This window comes from Pantoea sp. Ft-CA_14, from assembly GCF_024520875.1.
GTDB classification, from domain to species: Bacteria; Pseudomonadota; Gammaproteobacteria; order Enterobacterales; family Enterobacteriaceae; genus Pantoea; species Pantoea agglomerans.
The window spans coordinates 158,607-184,286 of sequence record NZ_JALNPM010000001.1 but is presented as its reverse complement, the minus strand read 5'-3'; the positions used below and the strand labels follow the sequence as shown (position 1 = coordinate 184,286).

Annotated in this window: 24 protein-coding genes; 18 read left to right on the top strand and 6 right to left on the bottom strand. The window is 50.9% G+C overall.

Annotated features, from left to right (window positions below; translation table 11 throughout):
• Positions 1-32: 32 nt before the first annotated feature.
• Complete coding sequence (locus NR195_RS22930) at positions 33-287, bottom strand: helix-turn-helix domain-containing protein (protein WP_364109869.1); 255 nt, start codon at positions 285-287, stop codon at positions 33-35.
• Between the two features lie 792 nt (positions 288-1,079).
• Here NR195_RS22930 and NR195_RS00850 point away from each other — a divergent pair.
• The 5 genes from NR195_RS00850 to NR195_RS00830 all read left to right on the top strand — a co-directional run bounded on the left by NR195_RS00850 (position 1,080) and on the right by NR195_RS00830 (position 5,350).
• Positions 1,080-1,640, top strand: a complete 561-nt coding sequence (locus NR195_RS00850; protein WP_033768877.1) for a fasciclin domain-containing protein — start codon at positions 1,080-1,082, stop codon at positions 1,638-1,640.
• A gap of 61 nt (positions 1,641-1,701) precedes the next feature.
• Entirely contained in the window at positions 1,702-2,250 is a 549-nt protein-coding gene (locus NR195_RS00845) for a sigma-70 family RNA polymerase sigma factor (RefSeq protein ID WP_033760614.1), read from the top strand.
• Positions 2,247-2,924 carry an anti-sigma factor domain-containing protein gene (locus NR195_RS00840; RefSeq protein ID WP_033760611.1) on the top strand — a complete coding sequence of 226 codons (678 nt, stop codon included), beginning with the start codon at positions 2,247-2,249 and terminating at the stop codon, positions 2,922-2,924. The genes NR195_RS00845 and NR195_RS00840 overlap by 4 nt, the downstream gene beginning before the upstream one ends.
• Before the next feature lie 115 nt (positions 2,925-3,039).
• Positions 3,040-3,480, top strand: coding sequence for a GNAT family N-acetyltransferase (locus tag NR195_RS00835; RefSeq protein WP_256843898.1), 441 nt, complete (start codon positions 3,040-3,042; stop codon positions 3,478-3,480).
• Positions 3,481-3,925: 445 nt separating this feature from the next.
• A complete protein-coding gene (locus NR195_RS00830; RefSeq protein WP_256843897.1) occupies positions 3,926-5,350 on the top strand; it encodes a trehalose-6-phosphate synthase in 1,425 nt (474 codons plus the stop codon).
• A 99-nt stretch (positions 5,351-5,449) separates the two neighbouring features.
• On the opposite strand, the gene bla is transcribed toward NR195_RS00830, so the two are convergent.
• Positions 5,450-6,289 carry a class A beta-lactamase gene (gene bla / locus NR195_RS00825; RefSeq protein WP_370873667.1) on the bottom strand — a complete coding sequence of 280 codons (840 nt, stop codon included), beginning with the start codon at positions 6,287-6,289 and terminating at the stop codon, positions 5,450-5,452.
• A gap of 197 nt (positions 6,290-6,486) precedes the next feature.
• On the opposite strand from bla, the gene NR195_RS00820 reads away from it, so the two are divergent.
• A complete protein-coding gene (locus NR195_RS00820; RefSeq protein WP_187495041.1) occupies positions 6,487-7,356 on the top strand; it encodes a LysR substrate-binding domain-containing protein in 870 nt (289 codons plus the stop codon).
• A gap of 5 nt (positions 7,357-7,361) precedes the next feature.
• Here NR195_RS00820 and NR195_RS00815 read toward each other — a convergent pair whose 3' ends face one another.
• On the bottom strand, positions 7,362-8,288 hold the full coding sequence (locus NR195_RS00815; RefSeq protein ID WP_256843896.1) for a LysR family transcriptional regulator: 927 nt from the start codon (positions 8,286-8,288) through the stop codon (positions 7,362-7,364).
• A gap of 81 nt (positions 8,289-8,369) precedes the next feature.
• Between NR195_RS00815 and NR195_RS00810 the strand changes: the two genes are divergently transcribed.
• The 3 genes from NR195_RS00810 to NR195_RS00800 all read left to right on the top strand — a co-directional run bounded on the left by NR195_RS00810 (position 8,370) and on the right by NR195_RS00800 (position 10,947).
• Positions 8,370-9,323: an MBL fold metallo-hydrolase gene (locus NR195_RS00810; protein ID WP_172608628.1), complete on the top strand. Its 954-nt coding sequence runs from the start codon at positions 8,370-8,372 to the stop codon at positions 9,321-9,323.
• Positions 9,324-9,510: 187 nt separating this feature from the next.
• Positions 9,511-9,975, top strand: a complete 465-nt coding sequence (locus NR195_RS00805) for a cytochrome P450 (protein WP_229518700.1) — start codon at positions 9,511-9,513, stop codon at positions 9,973-9,975.
• A gap of 174 nt (positions 9,976-10,149) precedes the next feature.
• Positions 10,150-10,947 (top strand): hypothetical protein, encoded by a 798-nt coding sequence (locus tag NR195_RS00800; protein ID WP_256843895.1) that lies wholly within the window; start codon positions 10,150-10,152, stop codon positions 10,945-10,947.
• Between the two features lie 106 nt (positions 10,948-11,053).
• Here the strand turns inward: NR195_RS00800 and NR195_RS00795 are convergent, their stop codons facing one another.
• The gene (locus NR195_RS00795; protein ID WP_052271364.1) at positions 11,054-12,262 is read right to left on the bottom strand and encodes an MFS transporter; all 1,209 of its coding nucleotides are present in this window, start codon (positions 12,260-12,262) and stop codon (positions 11,054-11,056) included.
• 173 nt (positions 12,263-12,435) lie between these two features.
• Between NR195_RS00795 and NR195_RS00790 the strand changes: the two genes are divergently transcribed.
• Together NR195_RS00790 and NR195_RS00785 are read left to right on the top strand one after the other, a co-directional pair.
• The gene (locus NR195_RS00790) at positions 12,436-13,056 is read left to right on the top strand and encodes a TetR/AcrR family transcriptional regulator (RefSeq protein ID WP_052271365.1); all 621 of its coding nucleotides are present in this window, start codon (positions 12,436-12,438) and stop codon (positions 13,054-13,056) included.
• Positions 13,057-13,279: 223 nt separating this feature from the next.
• Complete coding sequence (locus tag NR195_RS00785; protein ID WP_306278135.1) at positions 13,280-13,432, top strand: DUF1232 domain-containing protein; 153 nt, start codon at positions 13,280-13,282, stop codon at positions 13,430-13,432.
• Positions 13,433-13,593: 161 nt separating this feature from the next.
• Here NR195_RS00785 and NR195_RS00780 read toward each other — a convergent pair whose 3' ends face one another.
• Entirely contained in the window at positions 13,594-14,520 is a 927-nt protein-coding gene (locus NR195_RS00780; RefSeq protein WP_033760602.1) for a LysR family transcriptional regulator, read from the bottom strand.
• Positions 14,521-14,712: 192 nt separating this feature from the next.
• On the opposite strand from NR195_RS00780, the gene NR195_RS00775 reads away from it, so the two are divergent.
• Entirely contained in the window at positions 14,713-15,876 is a 1,164-nt protein-coding gene (locus NR195_RS00775; RefSeq protein WP_050679309.1) for a mandelate racemase/muconate lactonizing enzyme family protein, read from the top strand.
• Between the two features lie 481 nt (positions 15,877-16,357).
• The gene (locus tag NR195_RS00770; RefSeq protein ID WP_256843894.1) at positions 16,358-17,701 is read left to right on the top strand and encodes an MFS transporter; all 1,344 of its coding nucleotides are present in this window, start codon (positions 16,358-16,360) and stop codon (positions 17,699-17,701) included.
• Positions 17,702-17,863: 162 nt separating this feature from the next.
• Here the strand turns inward: NR195_RS00770 and NR195_RS00765 are convergent, their stop codons facing one another.
• A complete protein-coding gene (locus NR195_RS00765) occupies positions 17,864-18,211 on the bottom strand; it encodes a hypothetical protein (RefSeq protein WP_256843893.1) in 348 nt (115 codons plus the stop codon).
• 1,315 nt (positions 18,212-19,526) lie between these two features.
• Here NR195_RS00765 and NR195_RS00760 point away from each other — a divergent pair.
• The 5 genes from NR195_RS00760 to NR195_RS00740 all read left to right on the top strand — a co-directional run bounded on the left by NR195_RS00760 (position 19,527) and on the right by NR195_RS00740 (position 25,678).
• A complete protein-coding gene (locus tag NR195_RS00760) occupies positions 19,527-21,503 on the top strand; it encodes an alkyl/aryl-sulfatase (RefSeq protein WP_256843892.1) in 1,977 nt (658 codons plus the stop codon).
• 66 nt (positions 21,504-21,569) lie between these two features.
• Complete coding sequence (locus NR195_RS00755) at positions 21,570-22,361, top strand: hypothetical protein (RefSeq protein WP_256843891.1); 792 nt, start codon at positions 21,570-21,572, stop codon at positions 22,359-22,361.
• A 115-nt stretch (positions 22,362-22,476) separates the two neighbouring features.
• Entirely contained in the window at positions 22,477-22,770 is a 294-nt protein-coding gene (locus tag NR195_RS00750) for a YicS family protein (RefSeq protein WP_256843890.1), read from the top strand.
• Positions 22,771-22,802: 32 nt separating this feature from the next.
• Complete coding sequence (locus tag NR195_RS00745) at positions 22,803-23,987, top strand: OmpP1/FadL family transporter (RefSeq protein WP_256843889.1); 1,185 nt, start codon at positions 22,803-22,805, stop codon at positions 23,985-23,987.
• 107 nt (positions 23,988-24,094) lie between these two features.
• Positions 24,095-25,678 carry an arylsulfatase gene (locus tag NR195_RS00740; protein WP_182686921.1) on the top strand — a complete coding sequence of 528 codons (1,584 nt, stop codon included), beginning with the start codon at positions 24,095-24,097 and terminating at the stop codon, positions 25,676-25,678.
• Positions 25,679-25,680: the final 2 nt, after the last annotated feature.

Here is a 25,680-nt window from a genome sequence, read left to right as displayed (position 1 = left end):
TATCCCTTTACGCTATATCGGTGACACTCCAATCATAGAGAATTAGCGTAGTTAATGGAAAAAATGAGCAGCGGAATACTTTTTTGGTGGTAGATCAGAAGTCTGCACCTAAATTCTGGTGCTGGCTTTTTCGGTCTTCCGCGTTTCAGGCCGGAGAGCGCCCCGGCCCCGGACGCCTGAAAGCGTTTGACCCACTGGTAAACGGTGCTCTCATTGGGAAGGTTAAACTGAGCAGTGGCATCGCGAAGCGAGAGATTATCATTGATGACGGCGCGGACAACCTTCAGCCTGAACTCAGGAGTGTAGTCACCCGTTTTCCATGTCAGCCCGTCAATGCCGGCTGCCGTGCGGAAACCCAGCGGCGAACCGCCGTGCGGCCCACGCCAGAACGGTTAGCCGTCTCACGATAACCATCCCTGCTGTTGAGATAATGCGTGACAACGGCGAGCCGTAATTCAAGGGGAAACTTAGGACTGCTCACTGAACTGCACCTTAATCAGTCGGGTTTCCAACTTTTGGGGTGCAGTTCAATCGGAGGGCTTTTCTTTTGGCGGACATTCCGGGACGCTCAGAGACTGAAATATTCAATGTAAACATATTGACCTCGCCCGTAAGTTTTAGCCTTTTGAAAAACAGGTTTGTTTATGAGGGAAATGATGATAAATCACAAGATTAACCTCTACTTCCATGGGTCGGGCGCGGTTGAATTTAAATCAACACGTGGCATCACTGGCGTCTTACCATCGTAGAAAAATGCAGAGTTTGTGAAGGAGTAAACCTTATCCGTCATTTTAACAAATATATGGTCATTAACCGCCGTTATGTCCGCATTGGCAGTATCAGCTTGAAGGAAAGGAGCCGTTTTAGTAATTACCTTCATGGCTTTATCGTTAGTCCGATAAGTCAGGCATGAGCAACATAAACAGGGCTGTTCTGTACCCGTCAATCCGCATTCTCATGAAGCAGAACACCCCCCGCTAAAAAAATTTAAATTTTTTTGCATCCGTTTTCGCTGCTCATTCGTATTAACAGATAAGGGCGCTCTCGCCCTGTCCGTTAACTCAATGAGGGAAGTGAAAATGAAACCATTCCTGCCAACTCTGATTTTTTCTGCATTAGTCTTCAGTGGCGCCAGTTACGCGGCGAGCATGGACAGCGACACGGTGATGGTCGGCGGTGCTGCTATGTACCCATCGAAAAATATTGTTGAGAATGCTGTTAACTCGAAAGACCACACCACGCTGGTCGCGGCTGTTAAAGCCGCCGGTCTGGTCCAGACACTTGAAGGGAAGGGGCCGTTTACCGTTTTCGCGCCCACCAATGCCGCCTTTGATAAATTGCCTAAGGGCACCGTCGACTCCCTGCTTAAGCCAGAGAATAAACAAAAACTCACCAGTGTCCTGACCTATCACGTGGTTGCAGGAAAACTGGACATGAAAGCGCTGGAGAAAAAAATCAAAGCGGGAGGAGGCAAAGCCGAGCTGAAAACGGTGAATGGCGAATCACTGTGGGTGATGGCAAATGGCCCGCACAATATTCAGCTTAAAGATGCTCAGGGCAATATTGCCAGTATCACCACGTATGATGTGAACCAGAGTAACGGTGTGATTGACGTTATTGATACCGTGCTGATGCCGTAAGGTATTACCTATACTGTGTGTAGCCACTTATCGCGTGGCTACATCTTTCACAGGGAAGCCGATGACAAAAAATGTGCCCCATATTCAGGCCGATTTAATGAATCAGATAGCCGTCGGCGATAAAGCTGCTCTTGAGCAGCTTTATCGCGTTCTGTCGCCCCGACTCTATGGGATCATTCTGCGAATGGTGAGACGCCGGGACTGGGCAGAAGAGATCCTTCACGATACGTTTATCCAAATCTGGCAGTCGGCTAACTATTACGACGATAAGCGCAGTGAGCCGCATATCTGGCTCAGTCACATCGCCAGAAATCGGGCGATTGATTTCCTTCGTAAACATGAAAACAGAAGCTGTTCCGTGGATGAGATCAGCGAAGCGGAAGCAGGTTTCCAGACGCCACTTCCTGCCGATGCGAGTCATGCGGAGGCGCGTCGCCTTCAGCACTGCATGGCGCACTTACCCTCTGAGCAGCGACAAAGCATTTCGCTCGCCTATTATCGTGGCCTGTCACAGAGTGAGATTGCGCTCTCTATGAGTCAGCCTGAAGGGACGGTGAAAAGCTGGATCCGTCGCGCGTTAACCCATCTTCGGGAGTGCATAGGCATATGACTGGTCAGGAACAACATGATCTCACTGCGGCCGAATATGTGCTTGGCCTTACCGACGATGAGACCCGTCATCGGCTGGATAAACGGCTCAATGACGATTCAGTATTTGCTGCAGAGGTGCTGCACTGGCAGAAAGCGTTCAGCGGCATTGACCTGCTCACACACGCCGTTATCCCGTCTTCTGCGGTCTGGCAGCAGATTGAGCAGGATCTTGGCCGGAATGCAGGCGTCTCTGGCACGACATCAATCCGCAAGCATCCTGGCTTCTGGCTCGGCTGGGGCCTGGCGGCGGCAATGGCTGGCATCCTCATTTTCACCCATTTAAGCAACCCTGATGCCCCACAATCCATGCAGCTGATTGCGGTACTCAGCGGCGCACAGCCCGATGCACAGTTTGTGGTGAATCTGGATAAGTCAGCTTCACTCCTTCAGGTTTCGGCGCTGAACATCACGCTGCCAGAGAATAAAAACCTGCAGCTCTGGCTGATCAGGGGCAGTGCTCCACCACAATCTCTGGGATTGATCAATCATAGCGACAGTAATGTTTTCCGCTTACCGCCTGGCGAGTTAGATAATCAGACGGTACTGGCGGTAAGTCTGGAGCCGGTGGGGGGATCTACGCTCAGCGGGCCGTCCGGTCCGGTGATTTTCCAGGGCAAAGTCACGTTGCTTTAATCTTCAGTACGCGGGTTCTCGGGCCGGGATTCAGCGGAAAAGGGGAGTGGATGGCTTTTCGAATGGCAGGCCTCCATGCCCTTGCCTTAACCTAATCAGGGGGAATGACAAAAGAATGGAAATCAGAACGGCGTTGGAGTCTGATGCGGCAGGCATCAGTGAGCTGATACAGCTTGTGTCTGTGCAATGTAATTTTTCAGAGACAGAGCCCTGTCCGCAATGGTTCATCGACAGCACAAAGCTCGATGTGCTTCAGCCGTTGATTGTTTCAGATGACTATCTCTGGCTGATTGCCGTGGAAAGAGGTGAGGTGACAGGCGTACTCACCCTTTTCGAAGGCAATTTAGTTAAATACCTTTTTGTACATCCGAAATTTCAGCGAAAAGGGGTAGCGAGGGCACTCTGGCAGCGGGCGATTCCCGAACTGCGTTCAGAAATTAGCGTACGTTCTTCACTCCTTGCCGTCCCTTTTTATGAGAAAAGGGGATTTAAAAAAGTCGGGGAGGTCAAATTTTTTAACGGCGTATCATTCCAGACAATGATCGCTCAGCTCTGAATTAACAAAGAGATTTTTAGGTTCTCTGTTTCCGCAATAAAACGGCCCGGCCACGCATTTATCAAACCAGCTTTAGGGGCGAGTGGAACCGGGCCAACCCGCCTTCTTTATTTTTACCTGTATTGAACTCACTGACTTTTTGCGCCATTGCTGTCCGCTAATGCTATATCGGGCGCGTGATTTGCAGCGTTTTTACACTTCATCAGACTCTTTTTACGCCTTTTTTACAGGCCGTTCGGTTTAATTAACGGTACCGGGCGTTTACGTGACAACGTTACACGATGGCGGTCACAACCCGATTTTGCAAAAAGCGTCTGCAGGCATTAAGTGGACAGGGTGCACATTCATGAGTGGTTTTCTCCAGTTTATTCTCCGACCTCCTATTAATAGCGGCTCGCTGCCAGGCACTGGTGCCTCTCCGCAGCGGGTTCTTAAGGAATACAGCATGTCAGGCCTTATTCTTGTTTCGCATAATCAATGTCAACGTTCGACGCTTACTGCAATTTATGACGGCATCCTTTCCCGTCAGGGAGGCGTCTGGATTAGCTGGGATGGTGAAAGCAGGGTGATGCCTCCGGATGCGTCAAGACCCTACGCCGTGCAGCAGATGGGTCAGTATGAAACCGTGACCTTCCCGTATACGCCTGGCGAGCTTAATGAGGGGTACCACAATTATATTCATAAAGGGCTCTGGCCTGTTTTTCATCAGCGTCCGGACATGGCTCGTTTTTCCGCCAGCGGCTATCAGGAATATAAAAACATCAATAAAGCCTATGCGCGCGCCATCTGCGAAAACGCCGCACCCGACGATGTTATCTGGATTCAGGATTACCATCTGCTAGGCTGTGCCACCTATATCCGTGAAGAAGGATTGACCAACTTAGTGGGTATTTTTCTGCATCAACCTTTCCCGGCTGGCAGAATGTTTGAAACCATACCCGAATGGCGCTGGTTCACTGACTCTCTGTTATGTTGTGATCTGATTGGCTTTCAGACCGTGCAGGATATGAATAACTTCCTGGTCTGGCTGGAGAGCGAATTCCGTATAGAACGGCTGGAAGCGCAAAGCTTTCGTGTTCATGGCCGGATTATCAGGGTGGGTGTGTTTCCTGTCGGAATAGATCTTGACGATGTCCAGTCTCTGCGTGATAGCAACAGCTGTGCTTACATGGAAATGCAGTGCCGCGAAAGCCTGCCCGAAAATACCGTGCTAAGCGGCGGCCATCTTGATGAGAGTTCAGGTCTGCCTTACCGGATCAGCACTATGGAAGTGTTGCTGCGAAAACATGATTGCTACCAGAAAAATATCACGCTGTTGCAGCTGGCGCCTCCTGCAGCCGGACACGCACATGAAGCGTCAGAACTCGGTCACGCTCTGGAAGCACTGTGTGGGGAGCTTAATGGCGTGCATGGCACAATGAACTGGTATCCGGTGAACTATCTGACTCATGGCTACAGCCGCGAAGAGCAGGCTGGCATCTATCGTGCCTCACGCGTTGCGCTGGTGACGCCGTTGATGGCAGGCATGAGCCTGATGGCCAAAATGTATATCGCCTTACAGGACCCGAAAAATCCCGGGGTGCTTATCCTCTCGCAGTTTGCCGGTGCAGCCGGGCAGATGGAGGGTGCCATCATCGTCAATCCTTATGATCCTGATGCAATGGCCAGTGCGGTACATCGCGCATTGCAGATGCCGTTACACGAACGGCGGTCTCTGCATGCCCGTCTGATGAAGGGACTGCATATGCAGAACAGCCATCACTGGGCTGAGTCATTTTTGCGCATGCTGAACGCTGAGCCAACTGACCCGGAAGCCTTGCCGTCGCCTGCCTTTTTTCCGCACCTGAGCAGTAGCCGGGCGAGGTACTGAGTTTTTGAGTTGAAGTGGTATTTCGCTGGTGCGCGGGTTAGCGGGGCGAAAGCCAGATAATCGGCCCACTCTGAGCCGATTATCTGAAGCTGAAGCTAATTATTTACTGATTGCGTCCACAACTAGTTTTGCCGCACTGGCCAGTACGTCTTTGCGCGCGACCGCGTCTTTGTCCTTCTGGGTGAAGTAGGTCGTCAGGATGATGGGTGCCTGATCCTTCGGCCAGATGACGGCAATATCATTAGTTGTGCCATAGTCACCACTGCCGGTTTTATCAGCCACTATCCAGTCAGCCGGCAGGCCTGCTTTAATACTGTTTGCACCTGTTGTATTGCCCTTCATCCATTCTGACAGTTTGGCTCGCTGCTCTCCTTTGAGGGCGGTGCCGAGAACAAGCTTATTAAGCGTGTCAGCCATCGCTGAAGGAGTCGTAGTGTCACGCACATCATCCGGGATTGCTGTATTGAGTTCTGGTTCCTTTCTGTCCAGGCGAAAAGCCTTATCGCCGATTGTTCGGGCAAAATGCGTAGCCTGTTGCGGGCCACCCAGATACGCAAGTAATTTATTCATCGCGGCATTATCGCTGTATTGCAACGCCGCAGCACTCAGTTCAGCAACAGTCATTGATGAGCCGATATGTTTCTGGGTGATGGGATTATAATTAACCATGTCGCTTTTATTTATATGAATTTTCTTATCAAGCAAACTATGGTCACTTTCATTTTTCTTTAATATCGCTGCTACTGCCATTACTTTACTTGTGCTGCACAGCGGGAATCTTTCATTGCCCCGCCATGAATATTCAGAACCATCGGATGTGTCAACGACCGTAACGCCGAGTCTGCCACCAGATTTATTTTCCAGTGTCTCAAACTGGCTCTTTAGCGTTAGCTGGTCAAAAGCAGCATGGGCTGACACTGAACAACCTGTTGCGGCCATCAGTAACATGCCGGTCAGGCTTCCTTTAAAGTTTATCATCTTGCATTACCTTATTCTGGCATTAGTAAAATCATGGGGTCTTTTAAGTCACGTAGAAAAAATGCATCCCTTAAATTATTTGCCCAAAATAAATCAATTTCCTTGTAAGAAAAAACGGTATAAATTGATGCCAGTCATAAGTTTTTCTGGGGGCTGATTTGAAAAGTGATATCCCACTCAATGCGCTGCGTGCATTTGAAGCATCTGCCCGCCACCTCAACTTTACCAGGGCAGGCATGGAACTCTTTGTCTCTCAGGCTGCGGTCAGTCAGCAGGTCAGGCTGCTGGAAGAGAAATTAGGGGTGATTTTGTTCAAAAGGCTTTCCCGGGGCCTGGAGTTGACCGATGAGGCGCGGTTGCTATTCTCAAAAATTTCAGAAGAATTTCATCGTATTGAGAAGGCTTATCGTCAGTTTGAAGGAGGTAAAGTCAGGGAGGCACTGACGATATCCTGTGTGGGCACCTTTGCGCTGGGCTGGCTTTTACCAAAAATTGAAGATTTTCAGCAGAGACATCCCGCTATCGAACTGAGTATTCAGACGAACAACAATGTCGTAAGCATTGCCGGAGAGGGAGTGGATTTTGCTATAAGATATGGTTCGGGTAAATGGGCGTCATCGCATAACCAGCTATTGCTGGATGCGCCGCTGACCCTGTTATGCCGGCCTGAAACGGCGAAGAGACTGACAAAACCTGGCGATATATCCGGCGAGACGTTATTACGTTCTTACCGTCCTGAAGAGTGGGATAACTGGTTTGCTGCGGCGGGTATTTCCCCATTCAGAATTAATGGACCTGTATTCGATTCTTCACGCCTTATTATAGATGCTGTGATGATCACTGGCGGCCTGGCACTGGCACCTGATGTCATGTTTCAAACGGAAATAAAGCAAGGTTTGCTCGCCAGACCATTTAATATTTATTCTGGTCATGATGGGTACTGGTTAACTTGGCAGAGAGCCAGAAAGATGACCCAGTCGATGGAAATATTTCGCGAATGGATTATTGAGCAAATAATTAGGCCGTAATTTATTCAGGTTCGTTTTGTCATCACGCTACGCAGTTCTTCCCTGAGCCAGCGCAGTGACAAATCGTTATCAAGCCGTTTATGCCAGAGCAGTGACAGGGCTATTTCCGGTGTTTCAATGGGTACCGGGCTACAGCATAAGCCGTAATGCGTCACCCACTCATCCGACAGCCCAGCGGGAACGGTGGCTAACGCGGGTGCGCGCGCCAGCAGCGGAGGCAGAGAGGAAAAATGCGGCGTCACGTAGCGAATCGAACGGGCCTTTCCTGATGGCGCAAGCTGGTCATCGATGGCGCTCCAGTTCGCCCCGCGATAGGAAACCAGCAGATGGTCATGCGCCACATAATCCTCCAGCGTCAGCGGTGCACGCAACGAAAGCTGTTCCGGGTGCCACAACGTACAAAAGTTGTGTGACACAATTTTCTCGCGCTGGAGCGTGGCGGGTGTGCTCTCGCCAACCGAAATGGCAAGATCGATCTCTCCGCGCGCGACCAGCTCCGCATCCCGGAAGGGATCGCTGGCCGTGACCTGAAGAGTCACGCCGGGAGCGGTGCGCGTGATGTGCGCATACAGTCCCGGCATCAGCCAGCGTTCAACCCAGTCGCTCATCCCCAGCCGAAAAACATGTGTCGCCTCAGAAGGCGTGAAGGATGCTGGCTGAAACAAGACGTTCTGCATCTGTGCCATTAACGGGCCCAGCTCAGCGATCAGCGCTTCAGCACGCGGGGTAGGCTCCATGCCTTTCGCCGTGCGCACAAACAGTGGATCGCTGAACATGACCCGCAATCGGGCCAGTGCATTACTGACTGCTGGCTGACCCAGATGCAGCTTTTCTGCCGCACGCGACACGCTGCCTTCCCGCTTCAGAACCAACAACACCGTCAGTAAATTCAGGTCGATTCGATGAAAATCATTTTCTCTGATAGTGAGCATCAGTTTAATCAATTTGAGTGATACAGGTTGCGTAAGGATACTGCTCACCACGTTGTGATGAAACTTTCTGGAGAGATATTTATGAAAATTTTACTGATGCTGGTGGCGTCTCTTATCGCGTTCAGTCCGGTCTATGCTGCCGAACAGACCTCTGTACGGGATCAGCAAGCTCCGGGTTATTACCGGATGACATTGGGGAAATTACGCATTACCGCGGTTTCCGACGGCACGGTAACCGTTCCCCTGAATAAATTACTGACTAACATTTCGCCTGAAAAACTAAACCATGCAATGGCCAGAGATTCGATGACGCCGCAGGCCGAAACATCAATCAATGCCTTCGTTATCGATGATGGTAAAAAGCGCATTTTAATCGACACCGGGGCCGGTGAGCTTTTTGGACACAATGGCGGACATCTGCTGACTAATCTGGCCGCCGCTGGCTATCCGGCAGAGTCGATCGATGCCGTACTCTTAACCCATATTCATGCCGATCATTCAGGCGGTGTTTCACGCGCGGGCAAGCCTGCTTTTCCAAAGGCCGAAGTGTTCGTGGATAAACGGGATGTCGATTTCTGGCTTAATCCGGCTAACGTCAGCAGGGTAGAGACCAGTCAGGCCCATACCTTTGCAGAATCTGAACGGACTCTTCGCCCGGTCATCAATGCTGGCCTGCTTAAAACGTTTATGGCACCAGCCACATTAACGGGGGGAATCCGTGCAGAGTCGACAGCTGGGCACACGCCGGGTAGCGTACTTTATCGCGTAGAGAGTGAAGGTCAGACCCTGGTGCTGTGGGGAGATATCATCCATGCCAAAGCGGTGCAATTGCCCGATCCTGAAGTGGCCATCCATTTTGATGTCGATCAGAAACAGGCTATCACTACACGTGAAAGGGTACTGAAACAGGCTGCAGATCAGGGCTACTGGGTGGCTGCGGCGCATATCGCCTTCCCTGGCCTGGGCCATGTTCAGCATGAAGGTAACGCTTATCGCTGGGTGCCCGCTAATTACACTACGCAGCTCGGGCAGTAGGTTGTTAACTAAAAAATGTAATAATATCAGGGAGAAAAATTTTGATGTAAGTTAACAGGCGGCGCTTCAATATTAACAAATTGAATAATGTCTTTTAGTTTAGAGGCTTCTCTGTAAGAGGGGCCAGAGCGTTGCCGTACAGATTAGTAATCAATGAGGTTATGGGGCTGATAAAGTCGACAGCGTTATGCCACTCATTGTCGCTGCGCTCTGGGCCATTTCTCACTTCAACCTGAAGGTGAATACAGTCAATGTTCGGGATATCGTTGTAGAAGCTTCTCGCTTATACAGTCCCGTTCTTTCTGTAGGTAGAGTAATAGCGCAGGACCTGATTTTCCGAGGCCAGAACCTTAAAGAAGGTGACAGGGTCATGTTTTACACGGCGCTGGCTAACTTCGATGAAAAAGTTTTCGATAACCCATTCCGTTTTATTGCGGGGCGAAAAGAAAAGCCACTATCATTCGGCACGGGCATGCATATGTGTATTGGTATGGGCATAGCACTCAGCTTTGCTTCGTCGTTTATTGGCCACATAAACTCACATTACATGCTCAGGGACGTTAGCATAATCGAATTTGCAGAGGGTGTGTCTGCGCCAGGTGCTTCAGATTTTAATATTGGAATAGACTTCAATGAACTGGCTGAAAATTAAAGATTTCCGCACGTTACTCGCTTCTCTTTTCATCTCGAAGTTGGGCGATTATGTATATGAGGTCGTTTTTGTGTTTATTGTGCTCGAGAACACGCATAATAATTATCTTCTTGCCGGCTGCGTCTATTTTTTCGTTTTATTCCTTTTCTATTTTTCGGCCCCGCTGGTGGCTGGATGGCAGACAATTGGCGCATCAAATGTTCAGTTATACTCTCATTGGCAGACAAGCCCTGGGTGCTGATGTTCAATACATTAACGTATGCAATTTCAATTGTTATACTTTGTACGTTTTCAGAAAATTCACAGAATAAAACGTCGGCGTTCAGATTGAAACAAGTATATCAGGACAATCTATCCTGCATTAAAAGTTTATTTCAGGAAGCTCCTGGCTTATTTATTGCTATTTTTGGTTCATCTGTTTGCATTCTCTTTACCGGATCATTACTTCGTTTTATTATTCCCGCTGTAGCTGTCAGTCAGGGGAATGGGGAGATATTTACCAGCTGGATATTTTCTCTAATGGCTGCAGGCACAATTACCGGGGGGCTCATTTACGGACGGTTTGCCATAAATATTTCACCATTGAATGTTATGCGCAATTGGTTCTTTTACGGAATTTTACTGATTTTAATGTCATTTATTGCCCTCTATTCGCTCGAGGCTCTGCTGCCGGTAGCATTCGTCCTTGGTATGAGTGGTGCATTCGTTGATATTTTTCTGGTGACACTCATACAGTCCTGGTCTTTTGCAGAGAACACAGGCAAGACATTCGGCACGTTTTCTACCCTGGCTAATACTGCTGAAGCACTTTCTGGTCTCCTTTCCGGACTGGCCGCCGCTGCGAGTCTGATGGTTGCTTTTGCAGGCATGAGTTCACTCATCGTACTCACTGGCATTATCTCAATGGCTTGTCTTCCAGACAAAAAACAAAAGAATATTTCGGGAAGCAACGAATCCGATAGTTCTGTTTAAAGAGTGCCCAAATGGACGACTTAAATAACTGAGGTCTCTTTTAGATATCCAAAGCAGGCGGTTGGTGCCAAAACGGGGCGTCCGTTCCGGACGTCCCTGGAAGTTACTATTTTACTAAAGGTTCTCTTGCACCTGGCCTGAAAGCATGCTTTTTCGCGCACCAGGCGATAATCAACGCAACAGCCATAAAGATCAGTAGCGCCCATGGGAAAGATACCGCACCGGCATTATTGAGAAGCAGACCACCAATGACGCCGCCGCTTGCGATAGCCAGATTCCAGGCAGTTGTCACCATTGCCTGAACGACATCGACATGATTGCCTGCCGCATCAGCGGCAGCCGTCTGCATCTGAGTTGACGCGCCGCCAAACGACCATCCCCATACGATGACGGCCAGAAAGACCACAATCTGTTCCCGCATGCCTGCGGCAAGTGCCACAGAAACCGCCGCCAGTGCCGCCAGACTGAGCAGAACCAGATTGCGCAGATGGCGATCCACCAGCATCCCGGTTATCCAGATGCCAATAAGTGCCGCAATGCCAAAAATCAGCAGGATAAGCCCGACATTTCCGGTCAGCCCCGACAACTGCAGGAACGGTCCGATGAATGTATAAAGAATATTGTGTGCCGTCATCCATAGAAAGATAACCGCCAGAACAGGTCTGACTCCGGGCATCTGGAAAACTTGCCATACCGGTAGTCGGCGGTCGGCCTGCTGTCCCGGCAGGTCAGGAACCGCCACCCATGTCCAGATGAACAGAATGACTGCCAATGCTGCCATGATACCAAAGGGGACTCTCCATCCCATCGTGCTGCCAAGCCATGCGCCAGCCGGGGTTCCAAGGGACAGGGCAACCGGTATTCCAACCATAGCAATAGCGAGAGCGCGGCCCTGCATTTCAGCAGGAACGAGGCGGCGGGCATAGCCCGCCAGAATTCCCCATGCAAGTCCTGCAGCCACACCCGACATGAATCGGGCTGCCATCGTCAGCCAGTAACTGAACGAAAGGGTGGTAATAGTGTTGAAAATCAGGAAGGTACCTACGGCGAGTAATAGTACCTTTTTACGACGCCAGCCACTGGTCAGAACCGTCAGAGGGATTGCCGCGAGTAGCGAACCCAGCGCATAAATGCTGACCAGCTGACCCGCCATCACCTGAGATACGTCAAGACCCATTCCAATTTCCGGAAGTAAACCCGCCGGAAGGGTCTCGGTCAGGATGGCAATAAAGCCTGTCATGGCAAATGCCAGCAGGGAAGCCAGTGGCAGACCCCGTTGTGTTGTGGTCTCACTGAATACTGTATTGGCGTGCACGTTGGCCCCTTTTTTAGTTTGTAACGACTAAAAATTGCGAAACCCTCCGGATAACGGGTTTTACAATATATATACCGATCGGTATATATCAGAAAGTATAGGGCACACTGAGGCTTGTCAAGTATATATGTATCGATTAGTATTTATATACGATAAGCGAAAAAGGAGCGGATATGGCTCAGATGGGACGCCCACGGACATTTGACCGGGAAGAGGCAATTCGTCAGGCGATGACCCTTTTCTGGCAGCATGGTTACGAGTCCACTTCGCTTGCCATGCTCAAGTCAAACCTCGGCAACGGCATCACCGCCCCAAGTTTTTACGCCGCGTTTGGTTCAAAAGAAGCGCTGTTTGAGGAGGTTGTCGATTGTTATATGACGACTTTTGGTCAGGTTAACGATTGCCTATGGGATGACACGCTTGAACCCCGTGACGCTATTGAACTGGCGTTGCGTCGTTCTGCAAAAATGCAGACAGAACAGGGGCATCCCAGTGGTTGCCTGATTGCGCTATCCGTTAATACCTGTTCGCCAGCGAATGAGCACATCCGTGAGATTCTGGCAGCGCAGCGCGATCGGACCAGGGCGGGATTTTTGCGATGTGTCACAAGAGCGAAAGAGGCGGGACTCCTGGCTTCCGATACCGACGTGCGGGCGCTGGCCACGACCCTTCACAGTTTTGAGATCGGCCTGTCGACTGAAGCCCGTGATGGCGCAACCGGCAATGAACTCGATTCGGCGGTATCAACCGCGATGAAAGCCTGGGATGCTAATGCACTGAACGTTGTTGAGTGACAGAGAACGGCGCTTAGTTTCAGCACGAAGCTTGTGCCTGTCAGAGAGCAACTGTGCGGAAGCGTAAAGTAAGCACGTCTCAATAAGTTAATGCCTGTTAGTGACTATCAAACTTATTGCTGACACCAGACAATGGGTGTGAAACATCAAACGGGACTGCACGCGGTATGGCTTGCCGCCCGCGATCTCCGCACGCCGATGCTCGCTAAAGTGCTGGCGTTGACTGTCGCAGCCTATACTGTTTAACCCACTTGATTTAATACCCGATTTCATTCCCATCATCGGTTATCCCGATTACCTGCTTATAGTGCCTGGGGCGTCTTACCCAGTCGATGTCATGCGTGAAAACCGGGAAACCGCAGCGCAAGCTAGTTAATCTCCGGTCGGTCGCATGAAGGCAAGCGGTGTTTATATTGACATGGGTAGTTTGTGCAACTCTGCTTGTCAGGGAACTTAGAGCGTCAGCTTGTGGTTCTGATGTGTTCTCGCTTTATTCATTTCAGCTGCCGTCGCGATCGGCGCAAAATGGTTTTCCGCTCAGATTTGGCCATCTAAGAAAATTTCCCACAACGCTTCTACCGCCCGGGACATCCTCGCTGCGGGTCTGAACAGCCGGATCTCTATGGGTATCCAGAGTGCGCTCTCCTTATTAGCTGCAACGGCAATCGAGCCAGCATCAACATCCGGTGCTGCCAGTGTTTCCGGCAGCCATGCGATGCCGTCTCCGGCTTTGACCATGGCGAGTAAGGTGGCAGCAAGATCGGCCGTGAAGGCAATATCCATTCCGCGTCTGGCCCGGTTAACCTGTGAGGTATTAGACAGGATGCGGCCCAGGCCGGACTCTGCAGAATAGGAGAGGAAAGGAAACTTCTTACCGCCTGACGCATGGAATAGAGGCTCACGCGTTGTCGGATCGCATCGTGAATACGGCTGTAAAATTTCCTGTCCAAGCCGGACGCTGAGATATTTCGACTGATCGAGATGGATGTGCATATGAGGATGGTAATAAGAAAGCAGAAATTGCGCGTCACCTTTCTCAATCATGCGTTCGCAGGCACTTAATGAGTCTGATAGCAGTCGAAAAGATCCGAAGCGGGCAATTTTTTCGTTGTTACGCATCAGTGCCGGGAAAAAAGAAAATGACAGCGCGTGTGTGGCGGAAAAAATAACATCCGGCCGGGCCTCTCCTGCGGCCTCGATAGATTCACTCCTCAGGGTATAAAGCGCACGAATAAGTTCCGGCACCTGCCTGACGAAAACCTCTCCGGCGCGGGTCAGGCTGACGCCCCGACGATTTCTTTCAAAAATTGGCGTGCCAAGCCACTCTTCTAGCGAGACGATTCTGCGGCTGAATGCAGGCTGTGTCACATATCGTGAAGCTGCCGCACGGGAAAAATTGAGTGATTGCGCCAGCGCAATACAGTCTTCAAGCCAGGTTAACTCCAGGTGATGCCGATTTTGCATTACAGGCTGCCTCTTTGGCATTAGAACGGAACCCATGTACTGCTTAGGATAATAGCAGACAGAACAATCAGGTCCCTTAACACTACGCTACTTCATTGTGCCGATGAATGCCGATAAACAGATGGCATGACATAACTGATTGCGTAGGTATTTTAGTAAAACAGTCTTTGACTGAGAACTACCGGAGAGATCATGCGCATCCTTGATGTTGTAGAAATTACCAAACCCATTGCTTCCCCTATTCGTAACGCGTACATCGATTTCAGCAAGATGACGACAAGCCTGGTCGCCGTTGTGACAGATGTTGAAGTCGACGGGCGCCGTGTAGTGGGATACGGCTTTAACTCTAACGGCCGTTATGGCCAGGGTGGCCTCATCCGGGAACGCTTCCGTGACCGCATCCTGGAAGCCGATCCCGAAAGCCTGCTGAATGCCAAAGGTAACAACCTGGATCCGCATAAAGTCTGGGCTGTGATGATGAGCAACGAAAAGCCTGGCGGTCATGGCGAGCGTTCAGTTGCAGTGGGAACCCTGGACATGGCCATCTGGGATGCAACGGCAAAAATTGCAAACAAGCCGCTGTTCCGCCTGCTGGCCGAAATGAAGGGCGTTGAGGCTAATCCGCGCGTCTTCGTCTATGCGGCTGGGGGTTACTACTATCCGGGTAAAGACCTTGGCGCACTGCGACAGGAAATGCGCGGCTACCTGAACCGCGGCTATAACGTTGTGAAAATGAAAATCGGTGGTGCCTCTCTGGACGAAGACCGCCGCCGTATTGAGGCCGTACTGGAAGAAATCGGCAGCGAAGCGCGCCTCGCCGTTGATGCTAATGGTCGCTTTGATCTGGAAACCGGTATTGCCTACGCAAAAATGCTGCGTGAATATCCGCTCTTTTGGTACGAAGAGGTTGGCGATCCGCTCGATTATTCTCTGCAGGCAGCCCTGTCGGAGTTCTATCCAGGCGCAATGGCAACGGGCGAAAACCTCTTTTCTCATCAGGACGCGCGAAACCTGCTGCGATATGGCGGTATGCGTCCGGATCGCGACTATCTGCAATTTGACTGCGCGCTCTCCTATGGGCTGGTTGAGTATCTGCGCACACTGGATGTGCTGGAGCAGTTTGGCTGGTCACCGTCACGCTGCATACCTCATGGCGGCCATCAGATGTCCCTGAACATCGCCGCCGGCCTCGGTCTGGGTGGTAACGAAAGCTATCCTGATCTGTTCCAGCCTTACGGCGGTTTCCCGGACTCGGTAAAAGTTGAAGATGGCCATATTATTATGCCTGAACTGCCGGGTATCGGATTCGAAGGCAAATCAGACCTTATCAAAGAAATGCGGGCGCTGGCTGAATAAGTTTTCGCTTACATTACGGCATGTTTAATGTCACTGCGCCCCTCGTTAAGCCGAGGGGTTGCGGAAAATATCAATCTCTTAATTAACCTGACGCCTCAGGAAGAATAAATTTATCTGAATATGAGAGGAAAGGGCGTTATTGAAGTGACAAACGGTAGCGTTGTTAATAATTTCGGGTTGAAGGGCTGGCTTTGATTCATGCACAACATCTTCTTGTGGGTATATCAGCTAACCGTTGAGTTATCGACATTCAGATATTCTTGTCGGATTAAAAATAGATCGGAACTTATTTTAAATATCAATTGTTTAGAGCCGATGATGAATCCTGGTGCCCGGCCTGTTTATCCGCGCCTTTTGCTCTCAGGCTGCTCATTTCTCCGTAACATCCTTCGGGTAATGAATAAAACATTTTGACTGATATTCAGATGGATTTGAAATCAGCATTTCCTCCCCTGCCACAGTCTTAAATGAGGAAGTTATCATGAGTGAGAAAACTCTCAAGGGTTATGCGCTTATCGGAAATAAACGCTGGACAATTATATTACCTGCCGTATTCATCATGTATACCATTTCATTTTTTGATCGGGTAAATATAGGTATGGCGCTGCCCCATATAACAGCTGAAATGGGCCTGAGTCCTGTTGAAGCCGGCTGGCTTGGCGGTGCCTTTGCCTGGGGTTACGTCGCCACGCAATTTACCGCAGGATGGCTGGCTCTCCGTTTTGGATCACGGAAAATAATAGGTATCAGCCTGTTTCTGTTTGGGGCCTGCGCAATGCTTACCGGCCTGACGCGTAACTTCGGTGAACTGGTAGCGATCCGTTTCTTACTGGGCATCGCTGAAGGTCCAATTCAGGCCGCCACGGCCATGTTCCTTGCCCAGTGGTTTATGAAGCCTGAACGGGGGCGGGCATTCGGAATCTGGAATCTTAGCCTGGGTGCGGGCGCGTTTCTGGCCGGTCCGATATCTGGCTGGATCCTTGCACATCATAACTGGCGCATGATGATGGTGATTGAAGGTGCACCGGCCTGGCTGTTCTGCATCATCTGGTTTTATCTGGTACCTAAAAGTATTCAGGCCGCTGGCTGGCTGAGTGCCGAAGATCGGGATTATATCCAGAAAGACCTGGCCGCTGAGCAGTCAAACTACAGGAATGAGAAATCCGATCCCTGGTGGACCATTCTCAAAATACCGGCCCTCTGGCTGATGCTGATCGGCTACTCCCTGCATAGCATGCTCGCTTACGGTTTTACGCTCTGGTTGCCGACAGCTCTCAAAGGGTATGGCACGCTCAGTGAATTTATGGTTGGTCTCATCAGCGGGATGCCATTCCTGATGACGATGCTGGGCATCTGGTATATCACCCGGCGTTCAGATAAGTACAACCAGGAGCGACGACTGCATGCCGCTATTCCCACCGTCCTCTGTGGTGTGGCATTACTGGCTGCCGCTTTTGTGCCGCTGTCATATTACTGGGCTCAGATAGGGTTGTTCATGTTTGTCGGCCTGACAATGAAGATGCTGGTGCCGCTGGTTTACGTCAGGCTGACTGAAATCCTTCCGACAAAGAAAGCGGTTCCTGCGGTGGCTTTTGTCGGCGCATGCAGCAACTTCATTGGACAGTCTGGCGGCCCCCTTGTTGCCGGATACCTCAAGCATCTGGGTGGTGGTAGTGATATGACGCTGGCATGGGGTGTTCTGGGGCTGTTCTCAATTGTGGGTGGCGTGCTGTTTGCCCTTGCCGTGGGACGTGAGGAACGCATCCGGGACTTCGGCAAGGCATTCTCTGTATCTGCACACAGAGCAGTATCAACACGTCAATAACAAAGCGAATCTTCACACGGGCATCGGACGCCCGATCGGGCAGGATGCGCGGATCAGCATTAAGCACTCTTGGGCACCTGTGGAATTATCATGCTCATCCCCGACGTGTATCTCTCTCAACACCTGACTGTTACAGCCCGTACTTCACGGGCTTCAGAATGCCTACAATCCCACCAGCGTGATATGTTTCTTTGTTGTCAGCGCTTTATACAACGCTTTTGCCAGCGTGCCTGGTTCCACACCTGATTGAGCGCCCTCGGAATCGGTCCAGAACGATTTGATGCGCAGTATGGTGTTGATACTCGTTACGCGTTCCATTTCCAGCACGGCCAGCACAGGATGGCGCATTTCGCCATGTTCCTCTGTTGCGTCCGCCTGGATCACTGCGGCGCGCGATGCCTGACTGTCAAAGATAACGTGGCAGCGTACGCCGTTCAGGTTGAGTATGCCGATAACTTCATACAGGCACTGAACAGTCTCTGCACTGTAGGATGCGGGCACAACAAACATAACAGATCCTTCTGAAGTGAAATTTAATGAGCAGCCAGCATAGGCGAACTGTAATCAGAGGAGAAGTTACTGTTTTTGAATGAAAAATGTAGAGTTCTAAGGTTACGATAACGCGCGTTATTTTCACTCCAGTTTTTGCTGGTACTATCAATAACTGACGTGTAACCCGATCATGGCGGTGGGGTGCGGATTTGACTTAAGGAAAGGCCAGCAGGTGGCAGTTTATTCGTTCCAGTGGGGAATGCATTTATCTATATGCGCAACGCGTTAGCTGTGTGTTTCAGCCACTTAACAGGATGAATATCAGATTAAGTTTAAGATTTTTCGCGCTCTTCAATCGCTCATCTCTCAATCTTGCCGTCACGTTTAACCGGAGATTATCATTATGAGATCATGTGCTGACTCACATACTGTTCTTATCCGTGTAGCATCGCTGCAGTCAGCTCAGTACTGACGGCACCCAACACCCAGGTGCATTACCTCTGACCTATACCCATCAACGGTAATTTTAAATTTTGAACATTCATTTCCGTTAAACATGCAGACACCATCGCCAGAGCGATCGCCTCTACGGCAACGCGAAGGATATTAAATTACTGACAGCCCAAAGTGACGGGGCGGAGATGAAGCGGATTTTATCCGCGACAAATGAAAAAGGTTTTTTATTCACCCTGACAGCCTGAATATATTATTCATCTTTATAACGAATTTACAGGCGAATGGGTACTTTGACGCCGCAGGGCTATGTTATAAAGCCTTCTGACAATCAATTCTCTCATGACGTATACCATACCGCGACACTACCAGCATTGAATTAGTCTCACAACAGAAACCGGACAAAAGCGCCATCAGCAAAGCATCTGAATTGCATGCTCTGAATTCAGGCGCGCCCGGTCATTCTGTGCGCATCAGGACCACTTAATTCTGTTTTTTATATTAATTCGTCCTGAACATTCCTCACACCATAAAAATGAGGTAATTCTCAAAAATCAAGAGGCTGACTTACATAGGAAATAAACTCAAATTCAGGGGAATAAGTAAAATATTGTTTAAAATCAGATAGATAATGCTGGCTGCATTGTAATTTTAAATTATAGATTTTTGATGCTCATCAAAGTTAGCGAATAAAAGCCGCTGTTTGACTTAACTCAAACTGGTGAATTTTTAAGATCTTGCTAACGTTAATACAAATATTAGCAATTATTGCTATCTCTTAACAGTTGCTGCTGGCGCATTATGCCGGACGCTGTAAGCACGTCTTTAATTCCGTTGTACCGGATACAGTCTTCATTCGTCTGAAATCCCGAGGAAACACATGAAATTAACACCTCTGGCCCGCAGTCTGGCCCTGGCCGGTTTACTCTCCACCGCTTCGCTTAGTGTATTTGCAGATGAGGCACAAAAGGACGCCGCGCCTGCAACCAAACAGGCCAATGATGCCCTCTATCAGCAATTACCCTTCGATAACAAAAGCGACTTTGAAGATGCCCATAAAGGGTTCATTGCTGCACTGCCTGATGCCGTCATTAAAGGCGAATCCGGCAACGTTATCTGGGATCCGAAACAGTACGCCTTTATTAAAGAGGGTGAGAAAGCACCGGATACGGTCAATCCCAGCCTGTGGCGCCAGTCTCAGTTGATCAATATCAGCGGTCTGTTTGAAGTGACACCGGGAATCTATCAGATTCGTAATCTCGACCTTTCCAATATGACCATTATTGAGGGTAAAGAGGGCGTTACCGTGGTTGACCCGCTGGTTTCGGCTGAAACCGCCAAAGTCGGTATGGATCTCTATTTCAAAAACCGCGGTAAAAAACCTGTCGTTGCGGTCATTTATACCCATAGCCACGTTGACCACTATGGCGGCGTGCGTGGGGTTGTCGATGAGGCTGACGTCAAATCGGGTAAAGTCAAAATCTATGCACCGGCCGGTTTTATGGAATCTGCCGTCTCTGAAAACATTATGGCAGGCAATGTCATGAGCCGTCGTGCCAGTTACATGTACGGTAACCTGCTGAAAGCCGATGCCAAAGGTCAGGTAGGAGCAGGGCTGGGCACTACCACTTCTGCTGGCACCGTCACCCTGATAGCGCCTACCGATTATGTGACCAAAACCGGTGAGAAACGCGTCATTGACGGTCTGACCTACGATTTTATGATGGCCCCTGGCTCGGAAGCCCCGGCAGAGATGCTGTGGTTTATCGAAGAGAAAAAGGTTATCCAGACAGCCGAAGACGTCACTCATACCCTGCATAACACCTACTCGCTGCGCGGGGCCAAAATCCGTGAGCCGCTTCCCTGGTCCAAGTACATCAATGACGCCATTAACCGCTGGGGCGACAAGGCAGACATCCTGATGGCGCAGCACCACTGGCCGACCTGGGGCAATGAAAATGTTAACAAGCTGCTGAAAAGTCAGCGCGACCTTTATCGTTACATCAATGACCAGACTCTGCGCATGGCCAACGAAGGCCTGACGCGCGATGAGATTGCCGCTCAGTTCAAACTTCCGCCGTCGCTGGCCACCATGTGGGCCAACCGCGGCTATTACGGCTCGGTCAGCCATGACGTGAAGGCGACCTACGTGCTGTATCTCGGCTGGTTTGACGGCAACCCGGCAACGCTTGATGAACTGCCGCCGGAAGATGCTGCGAAGAAATACGTTGAGTACATGGGCGGTGCCGACAGCATTCTGCAGAAAGCCAAAACGGACTATGACAAAGGAGATTACCGCTGGGTCGCCCAGGTAGTCAGTAAAGTGGTGTTTGCCGATCCGGAGAATAAAGCTGCGCGTAATCTGGAAGCCGATGCGCTGGAGCAGTTGGGCTATCAGGCCGAATCCGGCCCGTGGCGTAACTTCTACCTGACGGGTGCGCAGGAATTGCGTAACGGCGTGAAACAGCTGCCGACGCCGAATACCGCCAGTCCGGATACGGTCCGTGCCATGACGCCGGAGATGTTCTTTGATTACCTGGCACTGCACATTAACGGTGAAAAAGCGGCCAATGCCAAAGCCGTGCTGAACGTAGATTTTGGTGAAGACGGCGGCAAGTACAAGCTGGAGCTGGAAAATGGCGTGCTTAACCACACGGCAAATTCAGAAGCGCAGAACGCGGATGCAACGCTGACGCTTTCCCGTGAAACCCTGAATAAGGTGATCCTGAAAGAGGAAACGCTGAAGCAGGCGCAGGATAAAGGCGAAGTAAAAATCACCGGCAACGCCGACAAGGTCAGCGAGCTGCTGGGCTACATGGATAAGTTCGACTTCTGGTTCAACATGGTTACGCCGTAAAAACCCAGCCGGTAGCATAACGCTACCGGCTTTTTTTTAAGCGACAGAAACGCCGGGTGATATTCAATGAAAACTGCCAAGATGAGCGTCGCGTGTCTGCTTTTTTCTTCCCTTGCAGGCAATGCGTACTCAGCCGAACCGCCGGCAGACGCCGCTCAGGCGAATAACCCGCTGGCGAACATGACTGCTTTTAACATGCAGAATTATTACATCGGTGACGTCAGCGAAAGTGACAAAGACGCCAACCAGTTCTGGTTCCGCTACGCCCAGCCTTTCTCGCTGGGTGAAAGCAAATGGCTGCTTCGCGCCTCGCTTCCTGTGAATACTTATCCCTCTCCGCCCACCGGCGGACACCAGACAGGGTTGGGCGACCTGAACCTGTTTACCGCTTATCTGATAGATACCGGCAATCCGGCTGTCAGTTTTGGCTTTGGCCCGCAGATCACCGCACCCACCGCGACCGAAAACTCACTCGGCAGCGAGAAGTGGTCCGCCGGGCTGGTGAACGTGTTGTTTGATGCCAGCTCACCGAAAATTCAGTATGGCTATCTGGCCTCCTGGCAGCACAGCTTTGCGGGCGAGGGCGATCGCAGCGACGTTAATCTGGGTGCTTTTCAGCCGTTTGTTTTCTACCAGCTGGGCGGGGGAACGTATCTGCGTTCCGCGCCAATCTGGAACTATAACTTCCAGAACGACAGCTATGGCTTGCCGCTGGGTCTGGGCGTCGGGCAGGTCATCAAACAGGGTAAAACGGTTTATAACTTTTTCGTTGAGCCGCAGGCATCGGTCGCCGACGACGGTCCGGGACAGCCACGCTGGCAGATTTTTGCCGGGCTTAACCTGCAGTTCCTGAACTGATAGCCGGGGGATGCCCCAACATTTTTACCGGCGAAGAGAGAAGAATGATTCGCGCCACCGGCCTGAAGCTTTACAGGAAATCAGGCAAAATTTCACCGTTTAGCGGAGCCCGAAAATGAAACTTACCTCAGCCGCTGTTGGCTCACTGCTACTGTTATCAGCGATGCCGATTGCGGCCTCGCCCTACCAGAATCTTGAGTACGCACTAAAGGAACAGAAGATTATTTCTGACCTGCGGACACACTGCACGCTCGGAGAAAACATTTCGGATGAGAAAATCCGGTCCGTATTTCTTAGCAACGAAAGCAGTCATGACCTGATCCTTGCTGCAGCAAAGGCTCTCTCTGCGGGTAACCAGCAGGTTTACGCAGAGTCTGTAGAAAAGATTCAGTGTCCCGACATCAAATAAACCCGCCACAGCCATAATCTTCCGGAGACGCTATGCGGCGAATCACAGGACTGTTTGCACTGCTTTTAGTTTCCGCTTCATCACAGGCCAGCGGGCTGTACCTTTATGAAATTGGTACGGATGATATCGGTCTGGCTGGTGCCGGTCAGGCGGCACGTGCGCAGGATGCCTCAACCCTGTTCACCAACCCGGCGGGCATGACAATGCTGCCAGATAAAATGCTAACGATAGGTGCACAGGCCCTGTATGGCGATGCGCCTTATCATCTGGACGATGATGCCCAACTCAGCGGAAACAGCCCTGGCAATGTTATTGGCTGGTTTCCCGGTGGCAGCGCTTTTTACACGCAACGGATCAACCCAACCGTAAGTGCCGGAGTAGGATTTTACGGCAACTACGGGCTGGGTCTGCATTTCGGTGACTGGGCCGGAGAAAACCTGATCAGGGACAGTACGCTACTGGCGGTCACCCTGATGCCTGCGCTTGCCTGGCAACTCAACGACGCCGTTTCGTTGGGTGCGGGTGTCGGGATTAACTATGGCCTGCTAAAAATCAAACGCGCCCGCGGCGATGAACTCTCCGACCATGACTGGGCGCTCAATGGAAAAGTCGGTGCGTTGTGGCAGTTTACCCCGCAGACGCGTGCCGGATTAACCTATACCAGCCGGACAAATTATCACTTCAACGTTAACAACACTATCCGGCTTGACCAGCTCAATAATTCCCCGTCCTGGACATTACCCATTGCCGCCACCGTCAATACGCCTCAGCAGATCATGCTCAGCCTTTTCCACCAGCTAAATGATCGCTGGGCTGTTATGGGTGATGCGGGATGGCAGGACTGGAGCGATTACAGCAACAGTGAAATAACCGTGGCAGGCAATCAGGTGGGCGATAACGGACGTCTGCGTGATACCTGGCACCTCGCGCTGGGTACCCAATTCAGACTCACTTCTGACTGGACGCTGAATACCGGCGTTGCCTTCGACAGCAGTTTCTACCGCAACCAGCAGGATACCTCCCTGACCATGCCTTCCGGCGATACATGGCGCTGGGGGGCTGGCGCGCGTTACCAGCTCGATCCTGCCAGCAGCATCGGCGCGGCCTTCGAATACGCGCACATTGACTCCTCCCAGGTCGCATCGCCCTTGATTAAAGGGCGTTATGACAACCCTGCTCTCTACTTTTTTGGCATCAACTACAGCCGGACATTCTGACCGGGCAAACCAAGGAGGCGCATCACATAACCTGATATCGAACGATCTGACCTGATGGGCGAAATTTATGCCTTTCCTATGAGAGTCCACTTATCTGGAGCACAGAAATGTCAAAAGTGCCATTTTGCAAATCGCTGCTCGCCTCAGTGCTGTCTGTCGCCTGTTGTGCGACCAGCACCTATGCAGCCCCGGCAAGCACCACTCCGACGGCGCCGGAGCAGAATAATCAGAAGCCCAACATCGTCGTCATATTCGGCGATGACATCGGGTACTGGAACGTCAGTACCTACAATCAGGGAATGCTGGGTTATCAAACCCCCAATATTGACAGTATTGCGGCGGAAGGTGCCAAGTTCACTTCTTATTACGCGGAACAGAGTTCTACGGCTGGCCGTTCATCGTTCATTACAGGTCAGATGCCATTCCGTACCGGGATGAGTAAGGTCGGCATGCCCGGCGCCCCACAAGGTTTGCAGAAAGAAGATCCGACCATTGCCACTGTACTTAAACAGCTGGGGTATGCCACCGGTCAGTTCGGGAAAAACCACCTCGGCGATCGCAACGAGTTTCTGCCTACCGCGCATGGTTTCGATGAGTTTATGGGCAACCTTTACCATCTGAACGCGGAAGAAGAACCGGAGAATCCGGACTACCCGAAAGATCCTGAGTATAAGAAGCAATTCGGCCCGCGTGGCGTGATCAAGTCCAGCGCGGATGGAAAAATTGAGGATACCGGCCCGCTGAACACTAAGCGTATGGAAACCGTCGATGAAGAGACGCTGGCGGCGAACAACGACTTCATGGAGCGGCAGGTAAAAGCTAACAAGCCGTTCTTCACCTGGTACAACACCACCCGTATGCATAACAAAACGCACATTAAACCGGGCGACAAAGGCGTGACCGGTTTAGGTGACTATGCCGACGGCATGGTGGAGCACGACAAAATCGTCGGTGAAGTGCTGAAGAAAATCAAAGATCTTGGCATAGAAGACAATACGATTGTGGTTTACACCACCGACAACGGCCCGATGACAGCAACCTGGCCCGATGCCGGTATCACACCGTTCCGGGGTGAAAAAAATACTGGCTGGGAGGGCGGCTTCCGCGTGCCTGCGATGGTGAAATGGCCGGGACATATTAAACCCGGAACGCTCATCAACGACATCATCGGCAGTAATGACTGGTTCCCAACGCTGGTGGCAGCAGCAGGCGTGCCGGACATCAAGCAGCAGTTACTGAAAGGCTACAAAACCAGTGCCATGACCTACAAAGTGCATCTGGATGGTTATAACCAGCTTGATTTCATCACCGGTAAAACTCAGGAGGATCCGCGCAAAGAGTTCTTCTACTGGAGTGATGACGGTGATCTGCTGGCGATGCGTTACGGTCGCTGGAAAGCACACTTCATGATTCAGGAACGGTCAGGCATGGATGTGTGGAAATACCCGTTCGTCAAACTGCGCGTACCCTTGATCTTTGACCTGAAAATCGACCCTCTGGAAAAAGGCACCGATGGCATGGATTACAACCATTGGTTCTACGATCGCCTGTTCCTGCTGGGCGGTGCGCAGAAATATGCCACTGAAATGCTGCAGAGCTTCAAAGAGTTTCCGCCACGTCAGAAACCGGGTTCATTCACCGTTTCTGATGTTTCGAAACTGATTGAGGAAGGCAGTCCGGCTACCAACTGATG

Bases quoted from the DNA above. Each gene is read 5' to 3' on its own strand.
- NR195_RS00850 (WP_033768877.1), top strand. From the start codon at position 1,080: ATGAAACCATTCCTGCCAACTCTGATTTTTTCTGCATTAGTCTTCAGT.
- NR195_RS00845 (WP_033760614.1), top strand. From the start codon at position 1,702: ATGACAAAAAATGTGCCCCATATTCAGGCCGATTTAATGAATCAGATA.
- NR195_RS00840 (WP_033760611.1), top strand. From the start codon at position 2,247: ATGACTGGTCAGGAACAACATGATCTCACTGCGGCCGAATATGTGCTT.
- NR195_RS00835 (WP_256843898.1), top strand. From the start codon at position 3,040: ATGGAAATCAGAACGGCGTTGGAGTCTGATGCGGCAGGCATCAGTGAG.
- NR195_RS00830 (WP_256843897.1), top strand. From the start codon at position 3,926: ATGTCAGGCCTTATTCTTGTTTCGCATAATCAATGTCAACGTTCGACG.
- bla (WP_370873667.1), bottom strand. From the start codon at position 6,289: ATGGCCGCAACAGGTTGTTCAGTGTCAGCCCATGCTGCTTTTGACCAG.
- NR195_RS00815 (WP_256843896.1), bottom strand. From the start codon at position 8,288: ATGCTCACTATCAGAGAAAATGATTTTCATCGAATCGACCTGAATTTA.
- NR195_RS00810 (WP_172608628.1), top strand. From the start codon at position 8,370: ATGAAAATTTTACTGATGCTGGTGGCGTCTCTTATCGCGTTCAGTCCG.
- NR195_RS00805 (WP_229518700.1), top strand. From the start codon at position 9,511: ATGCCACTCATTGTCGCTGCGCTCTGGGCCATTTCTCACTTCAACCTG.
- NR195_RS00800 (WP_256843895.1), top strand. From the start codon at position 10,150: ATGGCAGACAATTGGCGCATCAAATGTTCAGTTATACTCTCATTGGCA.
- NR195_RS00790 (WP_052271365.1), top strand. From the start codon at position 12,436: ATGGCTCAGATGGGACGCCCACGGACATTTGACCGGGAAGAGGCAATT.
- NR195_RS00780 (WP_033760602.1), bottom strand. From the start codon at position 14,520: ATGCAAAATCGGCATCACCTGGAGTTAACCTGGCTTGAAGACTGTATT.
- NR195_RS00775 (WP_050679309.1), top strand. From the start codon at position 14,713: ATGCGCATCCTTGATGTTGTAGAAATTACCAAACCCATTGCTTCCCCT.
- NR195_RS00770 (WP_256843894.1), top strand. From the start codon at position 16,358: ATGAGTGAGAAAACTCTCAAGGGTTATGCGCTTATCGGAAATAAACGC.
- NR195_RS00765 (WP_256843893.1), bottom strand. From the start codon at position 18,211: ATGTTTGTTGTGCCCGCATCCTACAGTGCAGAGACTGTTCAGTGCCTG.
- NR195_RS00760 (WP_256843892.1), top strand. From the start codon at position 19,527: ATGAAATTAACACCTCTGGCCCGCAGTCTGGCCCTGGCCGGTTTACTC.
- NR195_RS00755 (WP_256843891.1), top strand. From the start codon at position 21,570: ATGAAAACTGCCAAGATGAGCGTCGCGTGTCTGCTTTTTTCTTCCCTT.
- NR195_RS00750 (WP_256843890.1), top strand. From the start codon at position 22,477: ATGAAACTTACCTCAGCCGCTGTTGGCTCACTGCTACTGTTATCAGCG.
- NR195_RS00745 (WP_256843889.1), top strand. From the start codon at position 22,803: ATGCGGCGAATCACAGGACTGTTTGCACTGCTTTTAGTTTCCGCTTCA.
- NR195_RS00740 (WP_182686921.1), top strand. From the start codon at position 24,095: ATGTCAAAAGTGCCATTTTGCAAATCGCTGCTCGCCTCAGTGCTGTCT.